Below are 18,723 nucleotides of genomic sequence, written 5' to 3'. Positions count from 1 at the left end.
GAGGATTTTCGCTACTTCTTCCGGGCCAGGCTCCGCATTGCGTCGTCGAGCCCGGACAGCGTTAGCGGGAACATGCGGTTGCCCATCAGTTCGCGGATCAGCCGGGTCGACTGGCTGTGCATCCAATGTTGCTCGGCCGACGGGTTTAGCCACACCGCCGACGAATAGACGTTGGTCAGCCGCTGCAGCCAGACTTGGCCCGCCTCCTCGTTCATATGCTCGACCGATCCGCCGGGATAGGTAAGCTCATAGGGGCTCATCGCGGCGTCGCCGACCAGCACCAGCTTATAGTCATGGCCGAATTTGTGGAGCACGTCCCAGGTCGGCGTGCGCTCCTGGAAGCGGCGGCGATTGTCCTTCCACACGCCTTCATAGACGCAGTTGTGGAAGTAGAAGAATTCGAGATGCTTGAACTCGGCGGTCGCAGCCGAGAACAGTTCCTCGCACAGCTTGATGTGCGGATCCATCGAACCGCCGACATCCAGGAAGAGCAACAGCTTGACCGCGTTGCGCCGTTCCGGGCGCATGTGGATGTCGAGGAAGCCGCGCCGGGCGGTGCCGTCGATCGTGCCGTCCAGATCGAGCTCCTCGGCGGCGCCCTCGCGGGCGAAGCGGCGCAGGCGGCGCAGCGCCACTTTGATGTTGCGGGTGCCCAGCTCGACGTCGTTGTCGAGGTTGCGGAATTCGCGCTTCTCCCAAACCTTGATCGCGCGCTTGTGAAGGCTCTCGCCGCCGATCCGGACGCCTTCGGGATTATAGCCGGCGTTGCCGAACGGCGATGTGCCGCCGGTGCCGATCCACTTGCTGCCGCCGTGGTGCTGGCCCTGCTGCTCCTCCAGCCGCTTCTTCAGCGTCTCCATGATCTCGTCCCAGGAGCCGAGCGATTCGATCTTCGCCATTTCCTCGGGCGTCAGATATTTCTGGGCGATCGCCTTCAGCCACTCCTCGGGGATCTCGTGGCCCTCGGCCGGCGTGTCGAGCACGCCCTTGAACACCTTGGCGAACACCCGGTCGAACCGGTCGAGCAGCCCTTCGTCCTTCACATAGGTCGCGCGGGCGAGATAGTAGAACTCCTCCGCCGACAGGTCGATCACGTCGCGCTGCAGCGCCTCGAGCATCGTCAGATGCTCCTTGAGGCTGGCGGGAATGCCCGCGGCGCGCAGTTCGTCGAGAAAGCCGAAAAACATCAGACCACTATAACGCGTTTGTCGTGATGGCGCGACCACCAGAGCGCGAGCAGACTTACCAGCGCCGAGGCGCTCAGATAATAGCCGACAAAGCCCAGCCCCCCGCGTTCCGCCAGATATTGCGCCACCGCGGGGACCGGCGCCGCCCCGAGGATGCCGGCGATGTTGAAGGTCATCGACGCGCCGGTATAGCGCACCCGTGGCGGGAACAGCGACGGCAGGAACGCCCCGAGCGGTCCATAGACGAACCCCATCATGAACAGCGCGAGCGCCAGCCAGGCGAAGATCGGCGCGAGATCGCCGCTCGCGAACATCGGCCCGAGCAGCAGTCCGGTGAGCGCGGTGCCGATGCAGCCGGCGATCAGCACATAGCGCGGCGATCTGATGTCCGACCACCAGCCCGCCAGCAATATGCCGGCGGCCATGAACAGGATGGTGACGAGCTGGACGCCCAGGAAGGTTTCCTTGGGAATGCCGAGCGTCTTGGTGGCGTAGCCGAGCGCGAAGGCGGTCGCGAGATAATAGGTCGCGAAGCAGGCCACCGCCGCGAAGGTGCCGGCGATGGTCGGCACCAGATGCTCGCGGAACAGCTCCGCGATCGGGATCTTCGCGGGCTCCGACGTGGCCAGCGCCGCCTGGAAGGCTGCGGTCTCGGTCAGCTTCAGGCGCACCCACAGGCCCACCCCAACCAGCAGCGCCGAGCCGAGGAAGGGCAGGCGCCAGCCCCAGTCCATGAACTGCTGCTGGGTCATCGCCACCCCCAGGACCAGGAACAGGCCGTTGGCGGCGATGAAGCCGACCGGCGCGCCGAGCTGCGGGAACATGCCGTAGCGCCCGCGCATGCCCGGCGGCGCATTCTCCACCGCGAGCAGCGCCGCGCCACCCCATTCCCCGCCAAGGCCGAAGCCCTGGCCGAAGCGCAGCACCGCGAGCAGCAAGGCTCCGATCCAGCCGGCGGTCTCATAGGAGGGCAGGAAGGCGATCAGCAGCGTCGACATGCCCATCACCATCAGCGAAGCGACCAGCGTGGACTTGCGGCCGATCCGGTCGCCGAAATGGCCGAACGCCCAGGCGCCGAGCGGGCGCGACAGGAAGGCGAGGCCGAGCAGCGTGTAGGACCAGATCAGCTGGGTGGAGGGATCGAACCCGCCGAAGAACAGCGGACCGAACACCAAAGATGCGGCGGTCGCGAAGATGTAGAAGTCGTAGAACTCGACCGACGTGCCGGTGAGGCTGGCCAGCAGGATGCGGCGCGTGGATGGCCTGTCCCTCCGGATCTGCTGATTGTCGGTCATGCTACTGCCCCCTCATCGCGCCGGGGGATGGCGCGGCGAGGGGGCCGGGTCAAGCAGTACGCAACCTTCAATTACTCAACGCAACATACTTATTGGAACGTCGTCCGGCGCAGGCGCTCCTATCGGCACTTCACCTCGCCGCGGTCGATCGAGCGCCCGATCAGCGCGCCGCCCCCGGCGCCGAGGATCGTACCCAGCGTCGACGAACGGCCGTTGTCGAGCGCATTGCCGAGCAGGCCGCCGGCCACCGCGCCGATGATCAGGCCGGTCGTGCCGTCCGAACGGCGGCAATAATAGCGCCCGTCATTGCCGCGATAGATGCGGTCGTTCCGGCTGAGCCTGCGCTCGCCATAATAGCGGCCGTCCCGGTAATAGCGGGCCGGATCATAGCTGCGGCCATAGCGCGTATCGGGGCGGTTATAGTCGTAGCGCTGCCAGTCGTGCCGGTCGTCGCGCTTCCGGTCGTGCCGGTCGTCGCGATCATGCGCGCGGCGGCCATGCGCCGGCGCCCAGGGCGGCGGATCGGCCATCGCGACCGATGGAAGCACGGTAGCCGCCAGCGCGGCCGCGAGAATGAACTTACGCATGAATGTCTCCCTATGGTTCCAGCGCAAGAACGGAACGGCTCCGGAAAGGTTTCGTGAACCGAAAACTACGACCTGTTCATCGCCATGACAGGCGCGCGGCGTCGCCTGAACTGTTGGGCGAAGCTCAAAGGGAGGGACGTTCATCGCAGGTAACGCATTGTTACCCATGATGATTTCGCGCCTCGGTTCGTCGCACCCGCCCTCTCCTGACCGTCGCTACGGCTCCATAACGGACGGAACAGGACAGGCGCTGTTCCGTCGAGAATAGCGGTTCGGGGGGCTGTAATGGCCTTCGGAGCAGTTCATGCGTCGTCTCGCTACGCCTGCATGCGCCGGCTTGGCGCTGACGCTGTCGATCCTGTCCAGTCTCTCGCCTGCCTGCGCGCAGGATCATGTCCCCCGCTCCGATCAGCCGATCCGCGATGGCGGCATGGTGATCCCGCCCTATGGCTGGTTGCGCTATTGCGACGGCCATGCCGAGGATGTCGGCTGCCGCGCCGGGGCGGAGGGGCCGGCCTATGTGACGCTCGATGGCGCGCGCTGGCGCCAGCTGGAAGCGGTCAACGCTGCGCTGCGCCGCATCCGCCGCGTCGAGGACCGGAGCCCGGCGTGGCGCGACGACTGGCGCGTCGCCGAAAACAGCGGCGACTGCGAGGATATCGCACTGGCGGGGCGGATGCGGCTGATGGCGCAGGGCTGGCCCGCCGCGGCGCTGCGCCTCGCCACCGTCTGGACCGAACAGCGGGCCTATCACGCCGTGCTCACCATCGAAGCGCTGCGCGACGGCCGGCGCGGCACCTGGGTGCTCGACAGCCGGATGGGCCGCGTGCTGCCGTGGCAGCGGCTGCGGTCGCTGGGCTATCGCTTCGCAACGCGGCAGGCGGCGCAATCCCCCGGCTGGGTGGCGGTCGCGTCCTGATCGCGGTCGGTGCCGGCAACTTGTTTCATCCACCCCGCAACAAAGACGTGCGTCAATGGAAAGGCGGATATTGGAACAAGTTCGGCTCCACGGCTTCGCAATGGTAAAGGAATCTGAACAAATCGTAAGATTCATCGGGTTCCACACCCGACTCGTCGGAGGCGGAACATTAATGTTGATCAAGCGTATTTGTAGCGTGGAACGGCAATAAGCCGGCTTTCCAGGAGAGACATCATGCGCAACTATTTGATCGCGGCCAGTATAGCCGCGCTTGCGGCAAGCAGCGCGGCCCAGGCCGAAACCGTGTGCAGGCAGGACAATACCGGCCGCACGGTCGCTACGGTCGCCGGCGCCGGCATCGGCGCGGTCCTCGGCCGGGTGATCGACGGCGGCCGCCACAAGGAGGTCGGCACGATCGGCGGCGCGATCGCCGGCGGCATCGCGGGCAACCAGCTCGCCAAGGGCGGCAATGATCGCTGCGAGGTTTCCTACGGCTATTATGACGAGAGCGGCCGCTGGCACGCCAACCGCATCGATGCGAGCAGCGCGCGCGGCTATTATGACCGTGACAATCGCTGGGTCGAAGGCGCGCCCACCGGCTATTATGACAACAACAACCGCTGGGTGGCCTTCAACGGCGACCCCGAGAACTATGGCTATCGCGATCGCGACGGCCGCTGGGTTCCGGTCGGCGTGAGCGGCTATTATGCCGCCGACGGCCAGTGGGTGTCGGCCAACGCGCCCGGCTATTACAGCAACGGCCGCTGGGTCTCGGGCCCCGCCGCCGGCCATTATGACGCCAATGGCCGCTGGATCGCCGACAGCAATCGCTATGGGCAGCCGACCGGCTATTGGCAGGCGCAGACCCAGCCCGGCTATTATGACGAGAGCGGCCGCTGGGTGCGCGGCGAGACGACCGGCTATTATGACGCGCGCGGCCGCTGGGTCTCGACCGGCATGAGCGCGGGCCGTCCAGGCGATGTCGCCTATGGCCGCGACCGCGATGTCCGCACCCGCGAGGCGCGGTTCGAACAGCGGATCGAGCGGATGCGCGAGCGCGGCACGATCAGCCGCCGCGAAGCCCGCCGCGCAATGGATCAGCTCGCCTCGATCCGCCGCGACGAAAACCGCATGCGCCGCTCGGGCGGCCGCTTCACCGCGAACGAGGAGTCGGTGATCCACCAGCGCCTCGACCAGCTCGGCACGCAGCTGCGCGCGGAACGGGATGGCGATAACTGGGTCGGCTAAGCGCCCGGTTTGAACTGGAGGGAGGGGCGGAGCTTCACGGCTCCGCCCCTTTTTCATGCGCGTCGAGGCCGGTGCGGACGTGAGCCCGGGCTTGAGCCTGAGCCCAAGCTTGGGTTGGCCGCAGGCGGGCTCGGACCGTGAAAAATCCGGGTGCATGGGGTTGTTCGCCCGTTTTTTTATTTTTTCCGCCGGGCGGTGCGTCGCGGCGAGCGCGGTGGCGACCTCGACGAGCCGCGAGCCGGCATCGGTTTCCATATGTTTCGCCGCCGCCCGGGCGTGCAGGATCAGCCGGACCGTGCGCAGCAGAACGCTGGTTTTCCGCACCTCGCGCGCCATCGCCCTGAACCGGGCCGAGCGCACACCATGTTTCCAGGCGTTGCGATTGTTGCACGGTGCGCCGCTGCCCTTGCCGCCATGCATCCGGCACCGCTGCTTGCCGCCGACGGCCGGTGAGCGGCACGGCGCACCCGACCGCGTGCGCGCGCCGCAGCGGGGGGCAGAGGCGAGGATGGCGGGCTGCATGGGCTGTTCTTTGGTCCTTTACCGGACCGGTGTGCCTAGCAAAAAGCTGCTGGGGATTCAAGAACAAAACGGGTACAAGGCGATGCTCTGGCGCGGAGGAAGGCAGCATGCGCCGCTCGGCGGCCGCTTCACCGCGAACGAGGCGTCGGTGATCCGCCAGCGCCTCGACCAACTCGGGACGTAGCTGCGCGCGCGGAACGGGATGGTGATAGATGTAGATGCACGTCATATAACCGAGGCGTCGCCCCAGCGCAGGCCGGGGCCCATGTCTCTATCCACAAATAATGGTAGTGAAAATGGAGAGAGACATGGATCCCAGCCTTCGCTGGGATGACGGGAAAGGGGCAGAAGAACTTCGGTTCAGGATGCTAACGCAGAATGACGCTGCTGATCCGTTCGTCCCGAGCGAAGTCGAGGGACGGTCGCAAGGGATGCGGGTGGTGTCTCGACTTCCCTCGACACGAACGGTTAGATGGTTGACGTAAGATAACGTCATCCCACTCTCCCGCCCATTCCTGTCCTTCAGTTCGCCGCGATCCGACATTGCGCCTTGCTTCTGGTTCACGCCGGCCTCTGGCTGAAGTCCGAGATCGTCGCGCTCCATGGCGCCAACGTGAAGGATCTTGCCGCGCATTTCGGCGTTCCACGCCAGGCGCTCAGCACGCTTCTCAATAGCCATGCGAGCCTGCGCTTCGAAAAGGCTTTCGGTGTCAACGCCGACGCGCTGATGCGCATGCAGACCGCCTATGATCTCGCGCAGGCGCACACCAATGAGGCGGAGATCAAGGTTTCGCGATTGGAGATGGCGGCATGAGGCGGCGGGCGAGAGTTAAGTAAACTGTCACCGTAATTCGTGTCACCGTAATTCGAGCGTCGTCTTCAGCACGATATATGGGCCTTCGGTAAAGCCACGACAGCGGGACGCGGTCGTCAGGCTCGCCGCCTGGGTCGGACCTTCCTATTAGCGACGGCACCCGCCTTCAGTAGGGTTTCCGACGAGGGCGCAACGGCGATGGCGGCAGCGATCATGTCGACAAGGTTGGCGACGTGGAGTTCGCAAATCTCTCGATCTTCTTGAAAAGACAATGCCTCGATCTGGGCCAGTCCCCATACGACGTCCCGCCTGAGAGCTTCCCGGCGTACCTCCAGGATTACAGGGTCGATGTCCGGAAGACTCCGCAGCATGTCGTATGCTCTAATAAAAGCATGGCTTACCGGTTCCATTTCCTCGGCAAGGGACCGAAACTTCTCAATGGCGAATAATTGAGACATGAACCGCACCCAGTAACATTTCCGCCAATCGGCGAATATCTCCTCAGCCATCGGGTATATCAAGGCTGAAGCTATCAATCGCGGTTTGCTGACGCCCTTGTACGGGTCTTCATCACTAAACCACCTCTCGCGCCGCGCATTGATCTTGGAGATGCGATAATCGAGTATGGCTCGGATCAGGCCTTCGCGAGAGCCGAAATGATAATGAGCTGCGGACTCGTTGCGCTGATGTGCGTCGAGGGCGATCTGCCTCAGCGAAACACCCTCCAGCCCATGCAGCGCAAACCGACGCTCGGCAGCAACAATCATAGCCTCCTTGGTATTCACCTATGAAATCCTCGTACGACGCGCAGCGGACCGGCCGCCCCATTCGGAGCGCGCAGTCAACAGGGCTGTGAAAGACCGATGCATGCAACTCTGCTTATTGCACCAAGCTGGTAATGGGTATACATTAATGCAATCCATTAAATAAGGCGCTGCCGCAGCCGGTTCCTGCCGCAGCGGACTTGAGGGAGATGTATCAATGTCTGCGACACGCCAAATGGCAATCGGTTGGCTCATGGAACCAGCAGGAACCCATGCTACGGGGTGGCAGACGTTCGCTGATAAGCGGGACGTGACAAACGACATAAAGCATTTCGCGAACATGGCGCGAGATGCCGAGGCGGCCAAGCTCGACTTCATCTTTCAGGCGGATGCCGTTTCTATACGGCCTGGGCCAATTGATGCGGTCGCGCGGCAATGCATTTACGCGAACATGCTGGAGCCATTTACCCAGATGGCAGCACTGTCGCAACTGACGTCGCGCATAGGATTGATCTCCACCGCTTGCACAAGCTTCTGGGAGCCGTTCAACCTCGCTCGTCTCGCCGCTTCGGTCGATCACATCAGCGGCGGGCGCTTCGGCTGGAATATCGTGACCGGCCGACATCCCTTGGCAGCACCGAACTTTGGACAGGAATCTATTTCGCATGCGGATCGGTACGAGCGCGCCCACGAGTTTACGGAAGTCGTGTTAGGGCTGTGGGACAGCTACGAGGACGATGCATTCTGTCGTGATGTGGAATCGGGACATTATTTCGATCCGACGAAAATCCATCCGCTCCACCATGAGGGGGCGTTCTACAAGGTTCGTGGTCCGATGAACCTCGCCCGGCCACCGCAAGGCCGCCCGGTGCTTGTCCAGGCCGGTTCTTCCGGTGATGGCAAAGACTTTGCTGCCAGGTTCGCGGAGGTAAACTTCTCGATCAACGGCACGCTTGAGAAAGCCCGCGGATTTTATCAGGACCTCAAGGGACGGATGGCCAAATATGGCCGCGAACCCGACGAGATGCGCATTCTGAGCGCGATGCAGGTCGTCGTTCGCGAGACCGCCCAGGAGGCGATCGACGAGTATGAGAAAATGCAGGCTACGCTTCATCCCGAACTCATGAAGCACACCGTTTCCTATGACCTCGAGACCAACGTCATGGATCTCGACCTGGATGACTATGTCACCGTTGATCGGCTTCCGGCGGACGCGAACTCCAGCAAATCCGCGGATGCGCTGCTCCGGGAGTGGCTCACCAAACGTCCGATGACCGTGCGTGAACTCTACTTCCAATTCTGCCAAAGCCGTTCATCGAACACGGTCCACGGATCGCCTGATCAGGTCGCCGACGTGATGGAGGAATGGTTCACAGCCGGCGTTGCCGATGGCTTCATGTTGATGTTTCCGCTCGAGTCGGGAATGCGTGACTTTGGCCGACTCGTCGTGCCAGAACTGCAACGCCGAGGGCTGTTCCGCCGAGAATATGAAGGCAGCACGCTCCGCGAGCATCTCGGACTCAAACGTCCTTCCTGGGTGGCGCGCCAATAGCTGTGACTTGGCGGTGTCGGTTTGGAGAGTGGAAATTTGGGCATGTCATACTGAAGGATCTCGCCGCGCATTGCGGCGTCTCGCGCCAGGCGCTCAGCACGCTGCTCAATGGCCATGCGAGCCTGACTGCCGAGATGGCGATCCGCTTCGAAAAGGCTTTTGGCGTCAGCGCCGACACGCTGATGCGGATGCAGACCGCTTATGATCTCGCGCAGGCGCGCCGCACTCATGCGGGGGAGATCAAGGTTTCGCGATTGGAGATGGCGGCGCGAGTAGCGGGGGAGAGTTAAGTAAACTGTCACCGTAATTCGGCGCGAGGTAGCGGGGGAGAGTTAAATAGACTGTCACCGTAATTCAAGAGAGATGCTGCGGGATTGGGGCTGGTCGGCCTCCGAGCAAGAGCCAAGCTGGTGGTAGCCCAATGACGGCGATTGGCCGCTAGCCGACAGGCGGTTTTGAGTCTACGACGTAGAAGATTATCATGGCTCTTCAGATGCACCCTTCGCTTCCGGTTCACGCCGGCGTCTGGCTTAAGTCCGAGATCGTCGCGCCCCATGGCGTCAACGTGAAGGATCTTGCCGCGCATGTCGGTGTCTCGCGCCAGGCGCTCAGCACGCTTCTCAATGGTCACGCGAGCCTGACGGCCAATATGGCGATCCGCTTCGAAAAGGCTTTCGGGGTCAGCGCCGACACGCTGATGCGGATGCAGACCGCTTATGATCTCGCGCAGGCGCGTACTCACGCGGAGGAGATCAAGGTTTCGCGATTGGAGATGGCGGCGTGAGGCAGCGGGCGAGAATTAAGTAAACTGTCACCATAATTTAATCAATTGGTAAGTTAGTATTATAGCGCGTCTAAAAAGCTAGCGACCTCCGAAGGGATAGCCTCAGCCCCCATATGGCGACATAGAGTCATTGGTCCGAAAGCAACACCGTACTTACTGTTGCATGCGTCAGAGAGCTTACTTATAGCAGCCTTACCCGAAATCATATCAAGCAACTCAGCTCCATTAGATCGCCTCTCGGCAAAAAAATCTTTAGCCATTTTCATCACGGTAGGCAGAGCCAATTTTCTATTCTCGGACTGGTAGCTGTCGGCTATAAGTTCTATCAGGTCTGATCCAATTTCATTAACGGTAGTGTTCATGATATCTGTGATATCTTCTCTATCGACCTCGGCAGAACTGCGTGACCGTATCAGGCGATGCAGCAGATCTGTGTCCAATAGATAATTCTCGATCTCTTTACGACTCCAGTACTTAACTTCTAGATAATCTTTCGCAGATCTTTGAAGAATGTCGTCTAGATAATCGGCGGACTTATAATCACGGTCTATTATAAGCGTGCTTTTAACGCGACCGGCCGAAGTTTCGAAGAATACTTTTGATGCCATTGCCGCACGCGGCCAATTGCTCATGCCCCCTACGGAGAAATGAGGAATCTTTGAAAATCGTTCATAGTACACATTGCCACGTTTGAAAGCTATTTGGTCTAAAAAAGCATGATCTTTGCCTTCAACAAACAAAACGCGACCTGTATTCGCTAGCTTAGAGAGTTGTATGTTGTGATTTGTGCCAAGGCGTTCTACTAACGATTGCGCTTGCTCGTTCGAACTCAATGGCCGCGACCGTGGAGCTCTTTTGGTCACCGAAATAATTTCCGTAGGTGAGACTGACGAAATCATCTCCAAGGAATGGGTGGCAACAAGAACTTGTCTATAGTTCTGATTATCTAGAACTTTGATAAGTTTCCTCTGGAGGTCTGCATGTAAGTAAACATCTGGCTCATCGAGAACTATTGTTGAGTCTTTATCGACGCGGGACAAAAACCAAAGAGTCTGGATCCATGCTTGCAATCCAGAGCCGACCAAGCCAACCTCCGAGACAAATGGTCCCTCTCGGATTGTTATACCGAATTGATCTCTTTTCTCACCAAGTCCATACTCTATGTCGCCGACTTGGAGTTGCGGCCATGTTTCTTCAAGCAAATTCCGAAAATAGACGTATTCTTGAGGCATTTCCGACATTTGGTTCCTGATGTGACGATAAGACAGGTAGCCATTTATGTGCTTATATAAATACTCACGATCTCTCAGAGTCTCTCGGTCGAGGAGCGAGCCGACGGGAGGCATTACCTGAATGGGGTGGAACCGCGTAGTCGAAAACTGGCTGCGAGCGTTGAGCTTTCTGCCACCGCCGATCATTAGCTGGCAATAGATCTCGCCGGCCTCCGGGCCAATAGCAATCGTGATCGACGAGTTGTTAGAATACCGTGCGCGGATTATCGCAGGATCGTCACTGTTGTAATTGTAGTGGATGCTCTTTTGATCAAAACCAATCGTATCCACTGCAATCCGGAATACGGCGCCAGTGACCTGCGACTCGAGCCACCGAGGCGCCATGGTAAAGTTAGCCGTGGGAGCCTTCTTAAGTGCAATCGTTACGAGGCGCAGGGCCTCGATCAATGTCGTTTTGCCAGCATTATTCTGGCCGATAAGCAAGCTAAAAGGTGTGAGATCAATTGCGTGATCTCGGAAACCCCGAAAGTTAGTAAGCTGTATCGATTTAAGCACGCTACTCCGCCGCAACCCCAGCATGCCCGAACAGCCCACCCTCGGCCGCATCCTCATTCGCCGCGACGCTCTGCTTCGCCACCTTGCGGTTGTCGAAGGCGTCCCACACGTCGGACCATTGGCCGCGCGTTGCCGCCTTCGAATATTCGGTCGCGCGCGTCTCGAAGAAGTTGGCATGCTCGATGCCGTTGAGCATCGGTGCGAGCCAGGGGAGGGGGTGGTCGTCGATCATGTAGATCGGCTTGAGGCCGAGCTGGCCCAGCCGCCAGTCGGCGATGTAGCGGACATATTTCTTGATGTCCTTCGGCGTCATGCCGTTGACCGGGCCCATCTCGAACACCAGGTCGATGAAGGCGTCCTCGATCCGCACCGTCTTCTGGCACATGTCGAGAATGTCTTCCTTGACGCTGTTGGTCAGGCAGTCGCGCTCCTTGCAGAAGGCGTGGAACAGCCGGATGATGCCCTCGCAGTGCAGCGTCTCGTCGCGGATCGACCAGGTGACGATCTGGCCCATGCCCTTCATCTTGTTGAAGCGCGGGAAGTTCATCAGCATCGCGAAGCTGGCGAACAGCTGCAGCCCCTCGGTGAAGCCGCCGAACATCGCCAGCGTGCGGGCGATATCCTGATCGCTGTCGACCCCGAAGGTCGCCAGATAATCATGCTTATCCTTCATTTCCTTATACTGCATGAAGGCGCTGTATTCGGTTTCGGGCATGCCGATCGTATCGAGCAGATGGCTGTAGGCGGCGATGTGCACCGTCTCCATGTTGCTGAACGCGGTCAGCATCATCTTGACCTCGGTCGGCTTGAACACGCGGCCATATTTGTCGTGGTAGCAATCCTGCACCTCGACATCGGCCTGGGTGAAGAAGCGGAAGATCTGGGTCAGCAGGTTGCGCTCATGATCGCTGAGCTTCTGCGCCCAATCGCGGCAATCCTCGCCCAGCGGCACTTCCTCCGGCAGCCAGTGGAGCTGCTGCTGGCGCTTCCAATATTCGAACGCCCACGGATATTCGAACGGCTTGTAGGTGCGGCTGGCCTGGAGAAGCGGCATGGGACGGACCTTTCAACTATAACTGAAGATAATCGCGGCGAGCGCGAACATGACGACGGCACTCAGGCTTTGCCTGAGCGCGAAACCCTTGAGCTCGGCGGGCGTATCGCCGGGCACGCCCTTGCCCTTCTTCGCCTTGCCCAGCCGCAGCATGGCGACGACCGCCAGCCACAGGCAGAGCAGGCCGACCAGCAGCGATGCGATGGCGATGGCCGGGATGATCGGGAAGTCGTTCACCGATCAGCCTCGATTCGCCCGTTCAGCATCACTCGTCACGCCGATCATCAGCCTGGCACCACCCTGTAGATCGGGGCTGCGGCCCCCACATTCAACCTTGTCCACGGGAACGTCCCCACGTCGCCGGGCAGGGGGCTATCCTATGTCAGACGGCATTCTTCACCAAATGATTTCGCGGGTTATCCACCGGAAAAATATCGGGGATTATACTAGCTGTTGTGGTGCGCTGCGGCATGGGGGCACAAGGGGTGGCTTTGCTTCTGCCTTCCCTTCCCTGCGAACCAGGCTATCGCATACGGATTTTCGTCATCCCGGACTCGATCCGGGATCTCTTTTTCTCTTCCTTGCCCGGCCGTTTACGCGCCGGCGAAAGGCAGTGGGATCCCGGATCAAGTCCGGGATGACGGAGTAAGGAGGGCGACCGTTCAGCTCACTGGCAGGCCAGAGTGACGGGATCGCCAGTGACGGGTGTCACTGGCAGGCCAGGCACTCGTCATAATCCTTCACCTCAAGCTCGATCTGCTTGAGGTCGGGCGTGTTGTCCGCCTCGACGCCGCCGGCGAATCCGGCGCGCTGGACCGATTTCGAGCGGAGATAATAGAGCGACTTGATGCCCAGTTCCCAGGCGCGGAAGTGGAGCATCAGCAGGTCCCACTTCTCGACATCGGCCGGGATGAACAGGTTCAGCGACTGGGCCTGGTCGATATAGGGGGTGCGATCGGCGGCGAGTTCGATCAGCCAGCGCTGGTCGATCTCGAAGCTGGTCTTGTACACGTCCTTCTCTTCCTGGGTCAGGAAGTCGAGATGCTGGACCGAGCCGCCCTTTTCGAGGATCGAGTTCCACACCGCGTCGCTGTTCTTCGATTTCTCGGTGAGCAGCTTTTCGAGATAGGGATTCCTGATCGAGAAGCTGCCCGACAGCGTCTTGTGGGTGTAGATGTTGGCCGGGATCGGCTCGATGCAGGCGCTGGTGCCGCCGCAGATGATCGAGATCGACGCGGTCGGCGCGATCGCCATCTTGCAGCTGAAGCGCTCCATCACGCCCTGGTCGGCGGCGTCGGGGCAGGGGCCGCGCTCGGAGGCGAGCAGCATCGAGGCTTCCTGCGCACCGGCGGCGATGTGCTTGAAGATCTTGAGGTTCCAGCTCTTCGCCATCGCGCCTTCGAACGGGATGTTGCGCGCCTGCAGGAAGGTGTGGAAGCCCATCACGCCGAGGCCGACCGAACGCTCGCGGCCGGCGCTGTACTTGGCGCGCGCCATCTCGTCCGGGGCGCGGTCGATATAGTCCTGCAGGACATTGTCGAGGAAGCGCATGACATCCTCGATGAAGCGCTTGTCGCCGTTCCACTCGTCCCAGGTTTCGAGGTTGAGCGACGAGAGGCAGCAGACCGCGGTGCGATCCATGCCATGCTGGTCGCGGCCGGTCGGCAGGGTGATTTCCGAGCAGAGGTTCGAGGTCGACACCTTGAGGCCGACATCGCGGTGATGCTTGGGCATCGCCCGGTTCACCGTGTCGTTGAACACGATATAGGGCTCGCCGGTCGCCAGCCGGGTCTCGACCAGCTTCTGGAACAGCGCGCGCGCATCGACCGAGCCGCGCTTCGACCCGTCCTTCGGGCTGACCAGCTCCCACTCGGCGCCGTCGCGGACCGCTTCCATGAAGGCGTCGGTCAGCAGCACGCCATGATGCAGGTTGAGCGCCTTGCGGTTGAAGTCGCCGGATGGCTTGCGGATCTCGAGGAACTCCTCGATCTCGGGATGCGAGACATCGAGATAGACCGCGGCCGATCCGCGGCGCAGCGAGCCCTGGCTGATCGCGAGGGTCAGCGAGTCCATCACGCGGACGAAGGGAATGATGCCCGAGGTCTTGCCGTTGAGGCCGACCGGCTCGCCGATGCCGCGCACCGAGCCCCAATAGGTGCCGATGCCGCCGCCGCGCGCCGCCAGCCAGACATTCTCGTTCCAGGTGTTGACGATGCCTTCGAGGCTGTCGTCGACCGAATTGAGATAGCAGCTGATCGGCAGGCCGCGCCCGGTGCCGCCGTTCGAGAGAACGGGGGTGGAGGGCATGAACCACAGCTTCGAGATATAGTCGTAGATGCGCTGGGCATGCGGCTGATCGTCGGCATAGGCCGAGGCGACGCGCACGAACAGGTCCTGATAGCTTTCGCCGGGCAGCAGGTAGCGATCGGTCAGCGTATCCTTGCCGAAATCGGTGAGCAGCGCGTCGCGGCTGTGATCGACCTCGATCGGATAGAGCTGCGGCGTGATCTCCATGCTGTCGATGCCCGGCTTCTTCGCCTTGGGCGCCGGGGCCGGAGCTTCGGGTGCTGCCGCTGCCTCGGGTGCCGCCGCCAGCTCGGCCGTGTTGGGCTCCTTGGACGGAGAATCGATGATCGTCGCCACGTCGTTCGAGCCCACTTCGCTGCTGCCAGAAAGATCCATCACGCCCGTCTCCCGCGCACTATAATAGAACCGGCCGCAAAAGGCCATGTTCGTGATACGTTCGACTCGGGGCGTTCCTCCAAGATAGTGCTTCCGCGGTGCTATTCCAGCGCCGATTCAGCGTTATCCCCAGCTAAACACGCCGCTGTGGATCATTCGCCCGGAGCCATGCTCCCCGACGTCAGCCACCACTACTAGCGTTACCCCTGTTGTCTTACACCACCTATAGTGCCTCATCTGGATATAGACGCAAGAGTCAAAATGACGGTTCAGCGACTCGATCCGTCGCAACGGGCGATTGGGCGAGCATTTGCGGGGCCGAAATAATTCCTCTCCCATCTGGAGAGAGGAAGCGTGCCCTCACCCTCCCAAGCCTTCAGCTTGGGCCCCTCCCTCTCCCCAAGTGGGAGAGGGGTTGATCACTTTGCCGATGAACCACTGCGCCGGCGGAGGGTTGAGCGCCTCGCCAGCCAGGAAGAGACGCAGACGTGACCGATCCGATCCGCGAGCCGCTAGAGGCGGACACGCAAGTCCACGCCCCGCCGCCGCCCGCAGGCCTGATGAAGCTGGTCGGCGCGGGCGTGGTGACGGGCGCGGCGGACGACGATCCCTCCGCCATCGGCACCTATGCGAGCGCGGGGGCAAGGTTCGGCCTCGGCTTCCTGTGGATCGCTCCGGTCCTGCTGCCGATGATGTATGTCGTCACCTATCTGTCGGCGAAGATCGGCCAGGTGTACGGCAAGGGGCTGTTCGCCTGCATCAGGGACCAGTTCCCCAGATCGGTGCTGTACCCGATGGTGACGCTGGCCTTCCTGGGCAACATCATCGAGGCGGCGGCCGACCTGGGCGGCATCGGCGCGGCGCTCAATCTTCTCGTACCGATTCCCGTGTCGATGATCGTGCTGGTCGCCGCCGCCATCATCTTCACCATCCAGTATTTCGGGTCCTATACAATGATCCGGCGGGTGTTTCGCTGGCTGGCATTGACCCTCTTCGCCTATGTCGCCGCCGCCGTCATGGCACGACCGGACCCGCTGGAGATCCTGGGCGCGACCTTGCTGCCGCGGGTCGCGCTCAATTCGGAGTTCGTCTCGCTGGTGGTCGCGTGCATCGGCACGTCGCTGTCGGCCTATGTCTACACATGGCAGTCGAACCAGGAGGTAGAGGAACAGATCGCCATCGGCCGCACGCGGCTGTGGCAGCGCAGGGGGGCGACCCGGCGCGAGATGAAGCGCACCAGCAACGATGTGCTGATCGGCATGATCTTCTCGAACATCATCCTCTACTTCATCATCATGTCGACCGGGCTTACCCTGCATCCCGCCGGCCAGACCGAGATCGAGACTGCCGCACAGGCGGCGGCAGCGCTGGAGCCGCTTGCCGGCGAAGGCGCGAAATATCTGTTCGCGGCGGGTGTCGTCGGCGTCGGTTTCCTGGCGGTGCCGATCATGACCACCGGGGCGGCCTATGACGTGGTCCAGGGCATCGGCAGGGAAGGCAGCCTCCACGACCAGCCCGATCAGAACCGGCTCTTCTATGCCGTCATCGGCACGGTGACGGTGCTGGCGGTGGCGATGAACTTCCTTGGCTTCAATCCGATGAAGATGCTGGTGTGGTCGGGCATCGTCCAGGGCTTCTCGGTACCCCCGCTGCTGTTGCTGATGATGATGCTGACGAACAGCCGCAAGGTCGTGGGCGCGAGAACCAATAGCCGCTGGACCAACATGCTGGGATGGGCGACCACGCTGGCAACCTTGCTCTGCACGGTTACGTTGGTCGCCACCTGGTTTTCGGAATAGGTCCTGCTACCGGCGGCCGCCTAACCGCGATACTGCACCACTAAGATCGCTATGTCGTCGAACTGCGGCGCCGCTCCGACGAACAGGTTGACCCGATCCGCCAGCCCGGTGGCGATCCGCCGTGCCGACGGGTCCTTCGCCAGGGCCGCCAGCGTCTCGTCGATCCGCTGCACGCCGAACAGCTCCTCCTGCGCCGTCGTCGCCTCGGAGACGCCGTCGGTGAACAGGATCAGCGCGTCGCCGGGCGCGAGCTGCACTTCGGCGTCGGCAAACTCGGCGTCGTCGAACACGCCCAGCGCCATGCCTTCGGGCTTGGCCAACCGCGTCACGCCGCCGGCCGCGCGCATCAGGAAGGGCGCCTCATGGCCGGCATCGCTATACTGGACTCTGCCGTCGCGCAGATCGATGATGCCGGCGAAGGCGGTGACGAACAGATTGGCGGCGTTGTCGCGCGACAGCTCGGCGTTGACCCGGGCCATCAGTTCGGAGGTCGATGTGGCGGACAGCGCGTTCGCCTTGAACAGGGTGCTGGTCATCGCCATGAACAGCGCCGCCGGCACGCCCTTGCCCGATACGTCGCCGATCACGAAGAACAGGCGATTATCGTCGATCATCACATAATTATAGAGATCGCCGCCGACCTCCTTGGCCGGCTCGAGCAGCGCGTAGATGTCGATGTCCCGCCGCTCGGGAAAGGGCGGGAAGCGCCGCGGCACCATACCGATCTGGATGTCACGCGCGGCAGACAATTCGCCCTCGACGCGCTCCCGCGCCGCGGTCGCCGCCTCCATTTCGATCAGATAGCGCTGCAGCCGAGAGATCATCCCCGACATCGCCTCGGCCAGGCTGCCCACCTCGTCGCGGCGCGATCCGCCGATCGCATGCATCGCGTGCAGTTCCGCCTCGTTCGACTGGAAGCTGCGCTCCTCGATGCTGCGCGTGTAGGAGGTGAGCCGGACCAGCGGGCCGACGATCCGGTTGATCAGCAGCGAGCCCACCACCATCGCCAGCGCGAACATCGCGACCCCCACCAGGATCGAGGTGATCAGGGAGTCGCGCAGCCGCTGGTCGAGCAGGCCGAGATCGACGTCGGCGCCGATCACATGGATGCGCCCGTCGCGCGACCGCATCGGCATGTAGATCGAGCGGAAGCGGCCGAAGCTGTCCTGATATTCGTCGAAGCGCACCTGCCCGTCGGCGAAGCTCTGGTAGAGCTTGGCCGGGGCGGTGTCGTAGCGGGTGAAATAACCGGTCTGGCTGCCGGTCGCGATCTCGCGCGGGGTGGCGCTGGTCGCGACCGTGTAGATGTGCGGGCCGAACCGCATATAGCTGTAGACATAGATCAGACCGGAGCGGTCGGCGAAGCCGGACAGCCGCGCCTGCAGTTCATCGAACTCCGCCGGCGATATCGATGTCGGCCCCGTCACGCGGCGGTGATAGCCCTCCGGGATCATCTCGCGCACCGCGTGCACCGCAGTGGACAGCTTGGCGTCGATCCCGGCGATGATCTCGCGTCGATCGATCATGTAGAGCGTCGTCGAATAAGCGATCGCCGACACCAGATTGAGCGCGAACAGCAGCAGCAACAGTTGCGGCCGCAGCCCGAAACGGCGCGATTGCCGTCGTGCTTCGCCGCTCATGCGATCTTGCCCCTTGCATCCACCCGTTTTCGCCCCGAAAGCTAAGCCCTTGCCGGGACTATCGCACCGGGCGGGGGCGAGCGGTAGTC

Annotated in this window: 16 protein-coding genes and 1 pseudogene; 7 read left to right on the top strand and 10 right to left on the bottom strand. The window is 61.9% G+C overall.

Features of this window, described 5'->3' with window-relative positions:
- Positions 1-11: 11 nt before the first annotated feature.
- The 3 genes from AAC645_RS16540 to AAC645_RS16530 form a co-directional block, all read right to left on the bottom strand.
- A complete protein-coding gene (locus AAC645_RS16540; protein WP_340317604.1) occupies positions 12-1,187 on the bottom strand; it encodes a vWA domain-containing protein in 1,176 nt (391 codons plus the stop codon).
- Entirely contained in the window at positions 1,187-2,482 is a 1,296-nt protein-coding gene (locus AAC645_RS16535) for an MFS transporter (RefSeq protein WP_340317603.1), read from the bottom strand. The genes AAC645_RS16540 and AAC645_RS16535 overlap by 1 nt, the downstream gene beginning before the upstream one ends.
- Before the next feature lie 119 nt (positions 2,483-2,601).
- Positions 2,602-3,069, bottom strand: coding sequence for a glycine zipper 2TM domain-containing protein (locus tag AAC645_RS16530; protein ID WP_340317602.1), 468 nt, complete (start codon positions 3,067-3,069; stop codon positions 2,602-2,604).
- A gap of 304 nt (positions 3,070-3,373) precedes the next feature.
- Here AAC645_RS16530 and AAC645_RS16525 point away from each other — a divergent pair, with 304 nt between their 5' ends.
- Together AAC645_RS16525 and AAC645_RS16520 are read left to right on the top strand one after the other, a co-directional pair.
- Positions 3,374-3,988, top strand: coding sequence for a transglutaminase-like cysteine peptidase (locus tag AAC645_RS16525; protein WP_340317601.1), 615 nt, complete (start codon positions 3,374-3,376; stop codon positions 3,986-3,988).
- Positions 3,989-4,222: 234 nt separating this feature from the next.
- A complete protein-coding gene (locus AAC645_RS16520) occupies positions 4,223-5,236 on the top strand; it encodes a glycine zipper 2TM domain-containing protein (RefSeq protein WP_340317600.1) in 1,014 nt (337 codons plus the stop codon).
- A gap of 438 nt (positions 5,237-5,674) precedes the next feature.
- On the opposite strand, the pseudogene AAC645_RS20500 reads toward AAC645_RS16520, so the two are convergent.
- Positions 5,675-5,758: pseudogene (locus tag AAC645_RS20500) on the bottom strand (hypothetical protein); the annotation flags it as partial.
- 550 nt (positions 5,759-6,308) lie between these two features.
- On the opposite strand from AAC645_RS20500, the gene AAC645_RS16510 reads away from it, so the two are divergent.
- On the top strand, positions 6,309-6,572 hold the full coding sequence (locus AAC645_RS16510; protein ID WP_340317598.1) for a helix-turn-helix transcriptional regulator: 264 nt from the start codon (positions 6,309-6,311) through the stop codon (positions 6,570-6,572).
- A gap of 116 nt (positions 6,573-6,688) precedes the next feature.
- Here the strand turns inward: AAC645_RS16510 and AAC645_RS16505 are convergent, their stop codons facing one another.
- The gene (locus AAC645_RS16505) at positions 6,689-7,357 is read right to left on the bottom strand and encodes a TetR/AcrR family transcriptional regulator (RefSeq protein ID WP_340317597.1); all 669 of its coding nucleotides are present in this window, start codon (positions 7,355-7,357) and stop codon (positions 6,689-6,691) included.
- Positions 7,358-7,553: 196 nt separating this feature from the next.
- Between AAC645_RS16505 and AAC645_RS16500 the strand changes: the two genes are divergently transcribed.
- The 3 genes from AAC645_RS16500 to AAC645_RS16490 all read left to right on the top strand — a co-directional run bounded on the left by AAC645_RS16500 (position 7,554) and on the right by AAC645_RS16490 (position 9,672).
- The gene (locus tag AAC645_RS16500; RefSeq protein WP_340317596.1) at positions 7,554-8,888 is read left to right on the top strand and encodes an NtaA/DmoA family FMN-dependent monooxygenase; all 1,335 of its coding nucleotides are present in this window, start codon (positions 7,554-7,556) and stop codon (positions 8,886-8,888) included.
- Positions 8,889-8,890: 2 nt separating this feature from the next.
- Positions 8,891-9,178, top strand: a complete 288-nt coding sequence (locus AAC645_RS16495; RefSeq protein WP_422785848.1) for a HigA family addiction module antitoxin — start codon at positions 8,891-8,893, stop codon at positions 9,176-9,178.
- Positions 9,179-9,369: 191 nt separating this feature from the next.
- Positions 9,370-9,672: a HigA family addiction module antitoxin gene (locus AAC645_RS16490; protein WP_340317595.1), complete on the top strand. Its 303-nt coding sequence runs from the start codon at positions 9,370-9,372 to the stop codon at positions 9,670-9,672.
- A gap of 59 nt (positions 9,673-9,731) precedes the next feature.
- Here AAC645_RS16490 and AAC645_RS16485 read toward each other — a convergent pair whose 3' ends face one another.
- The 4 genes from AAC645_RS16485 to AAC645_RS16470 form a co-directional block, all read right to left on the bottom strand.
- The gene (locus tag AAC645_RS16485; protein WP_340317594.1) at positions 9,732-11,459 is read right to left on the bottom strand and encodes an ATP-dependent nuclease; all 1,728 of its coding nucleotides are present in this window, start codon (positions 11,457-11,459) and stop codon (positions 9,732-9,734) included.
- A gap of 1 nt (position 11,460) precedes the next feature.
- Positions 11,461-12,513: a ribonucleotide-diphosphate reductase subunit beta gene (locus tag AAC645_RS16480; protein WP_340317593.1), complete on the bottom strand. Its 1,053-nt coding sequence runs from the start codon at positions 12,511-12,513 to the stop codon at positions 11,461-11,463.
- Positions 12,514-12,525: 12 nt separating this feature from the next.
- Positions 12,526-12,750, bottom strand: a complete 225-nt coding sequence (locus tag AAC645_RS16475) for a hypothetical protein (protein WP_340317592.1) — start codon at positions 12,748-12,750, stop codon at positions 12,526-12,528.
- A gap of 471 nt (positions 12,751-13,221) precedes the next feature.
- Positions 13,222-15,195: a ribonucleoside-diphosphate reductase subunit alpha gene (locus tag AAC645_RS16470; RefSeq protein ID WP_340317624.1), complete on the bottom strand. Its 1,974-nt coding sequence runs from the start codon at positions 15,193-15,195 to the stop codon at positions 13,222-13,224.
- A gap of 488 nt (positions 15,196-15,683) precedes the next feature.
- On the opposite strand from AAC645_RS16470, the gene AAC645_RS16465 reads away from it, so the two are divergent.
- Positions 15,684-16,994: an Nramp family divalent metal transporter gene (locus tag AAC645_RS16465; RefSeq protein ID WP_340317591.1), complete on the top strand. Its 1,311-nt coding sequence runs from the start codon at positions 15,684-15,686 to the stop codon at positions 16,992-16,994.
- A gap of 20 nt (positions 16,995-17,014) precedes the next feature.
- Here the strand turns inward: AAC645_RS16465 and AAC645_RS16460 are convergent, their stop codons facing one another.
- Entirely contained in the window at positions 17,015-18,634 is a 1,620-nt protein-coding gene (locus AAC645_RS16460) for a PP2C family protein-serine/threonine phosphatase (protein ID WP_340317590.1), read from the bottom strand.
- Positions 18,635-18,723: the final 89 nt, after the last annotated feature.

This window comes from Rhizorhabdus argentea (assembly GCF_037861105.1).
GTDB classification, from domain to species: domain Bacteria; phylum Pseudomonadota; class Alphaproteobacteria; order Sphingomonadales; family Sphingomonadaceae; genus Rhizorhabdus; species Rhizorhabdus argentea.
The sequence above is the reverse complement of the archived record's forward strand: the minus strand, read 5'-3'. Positions and strand labels throughout refer to the sequence as shown.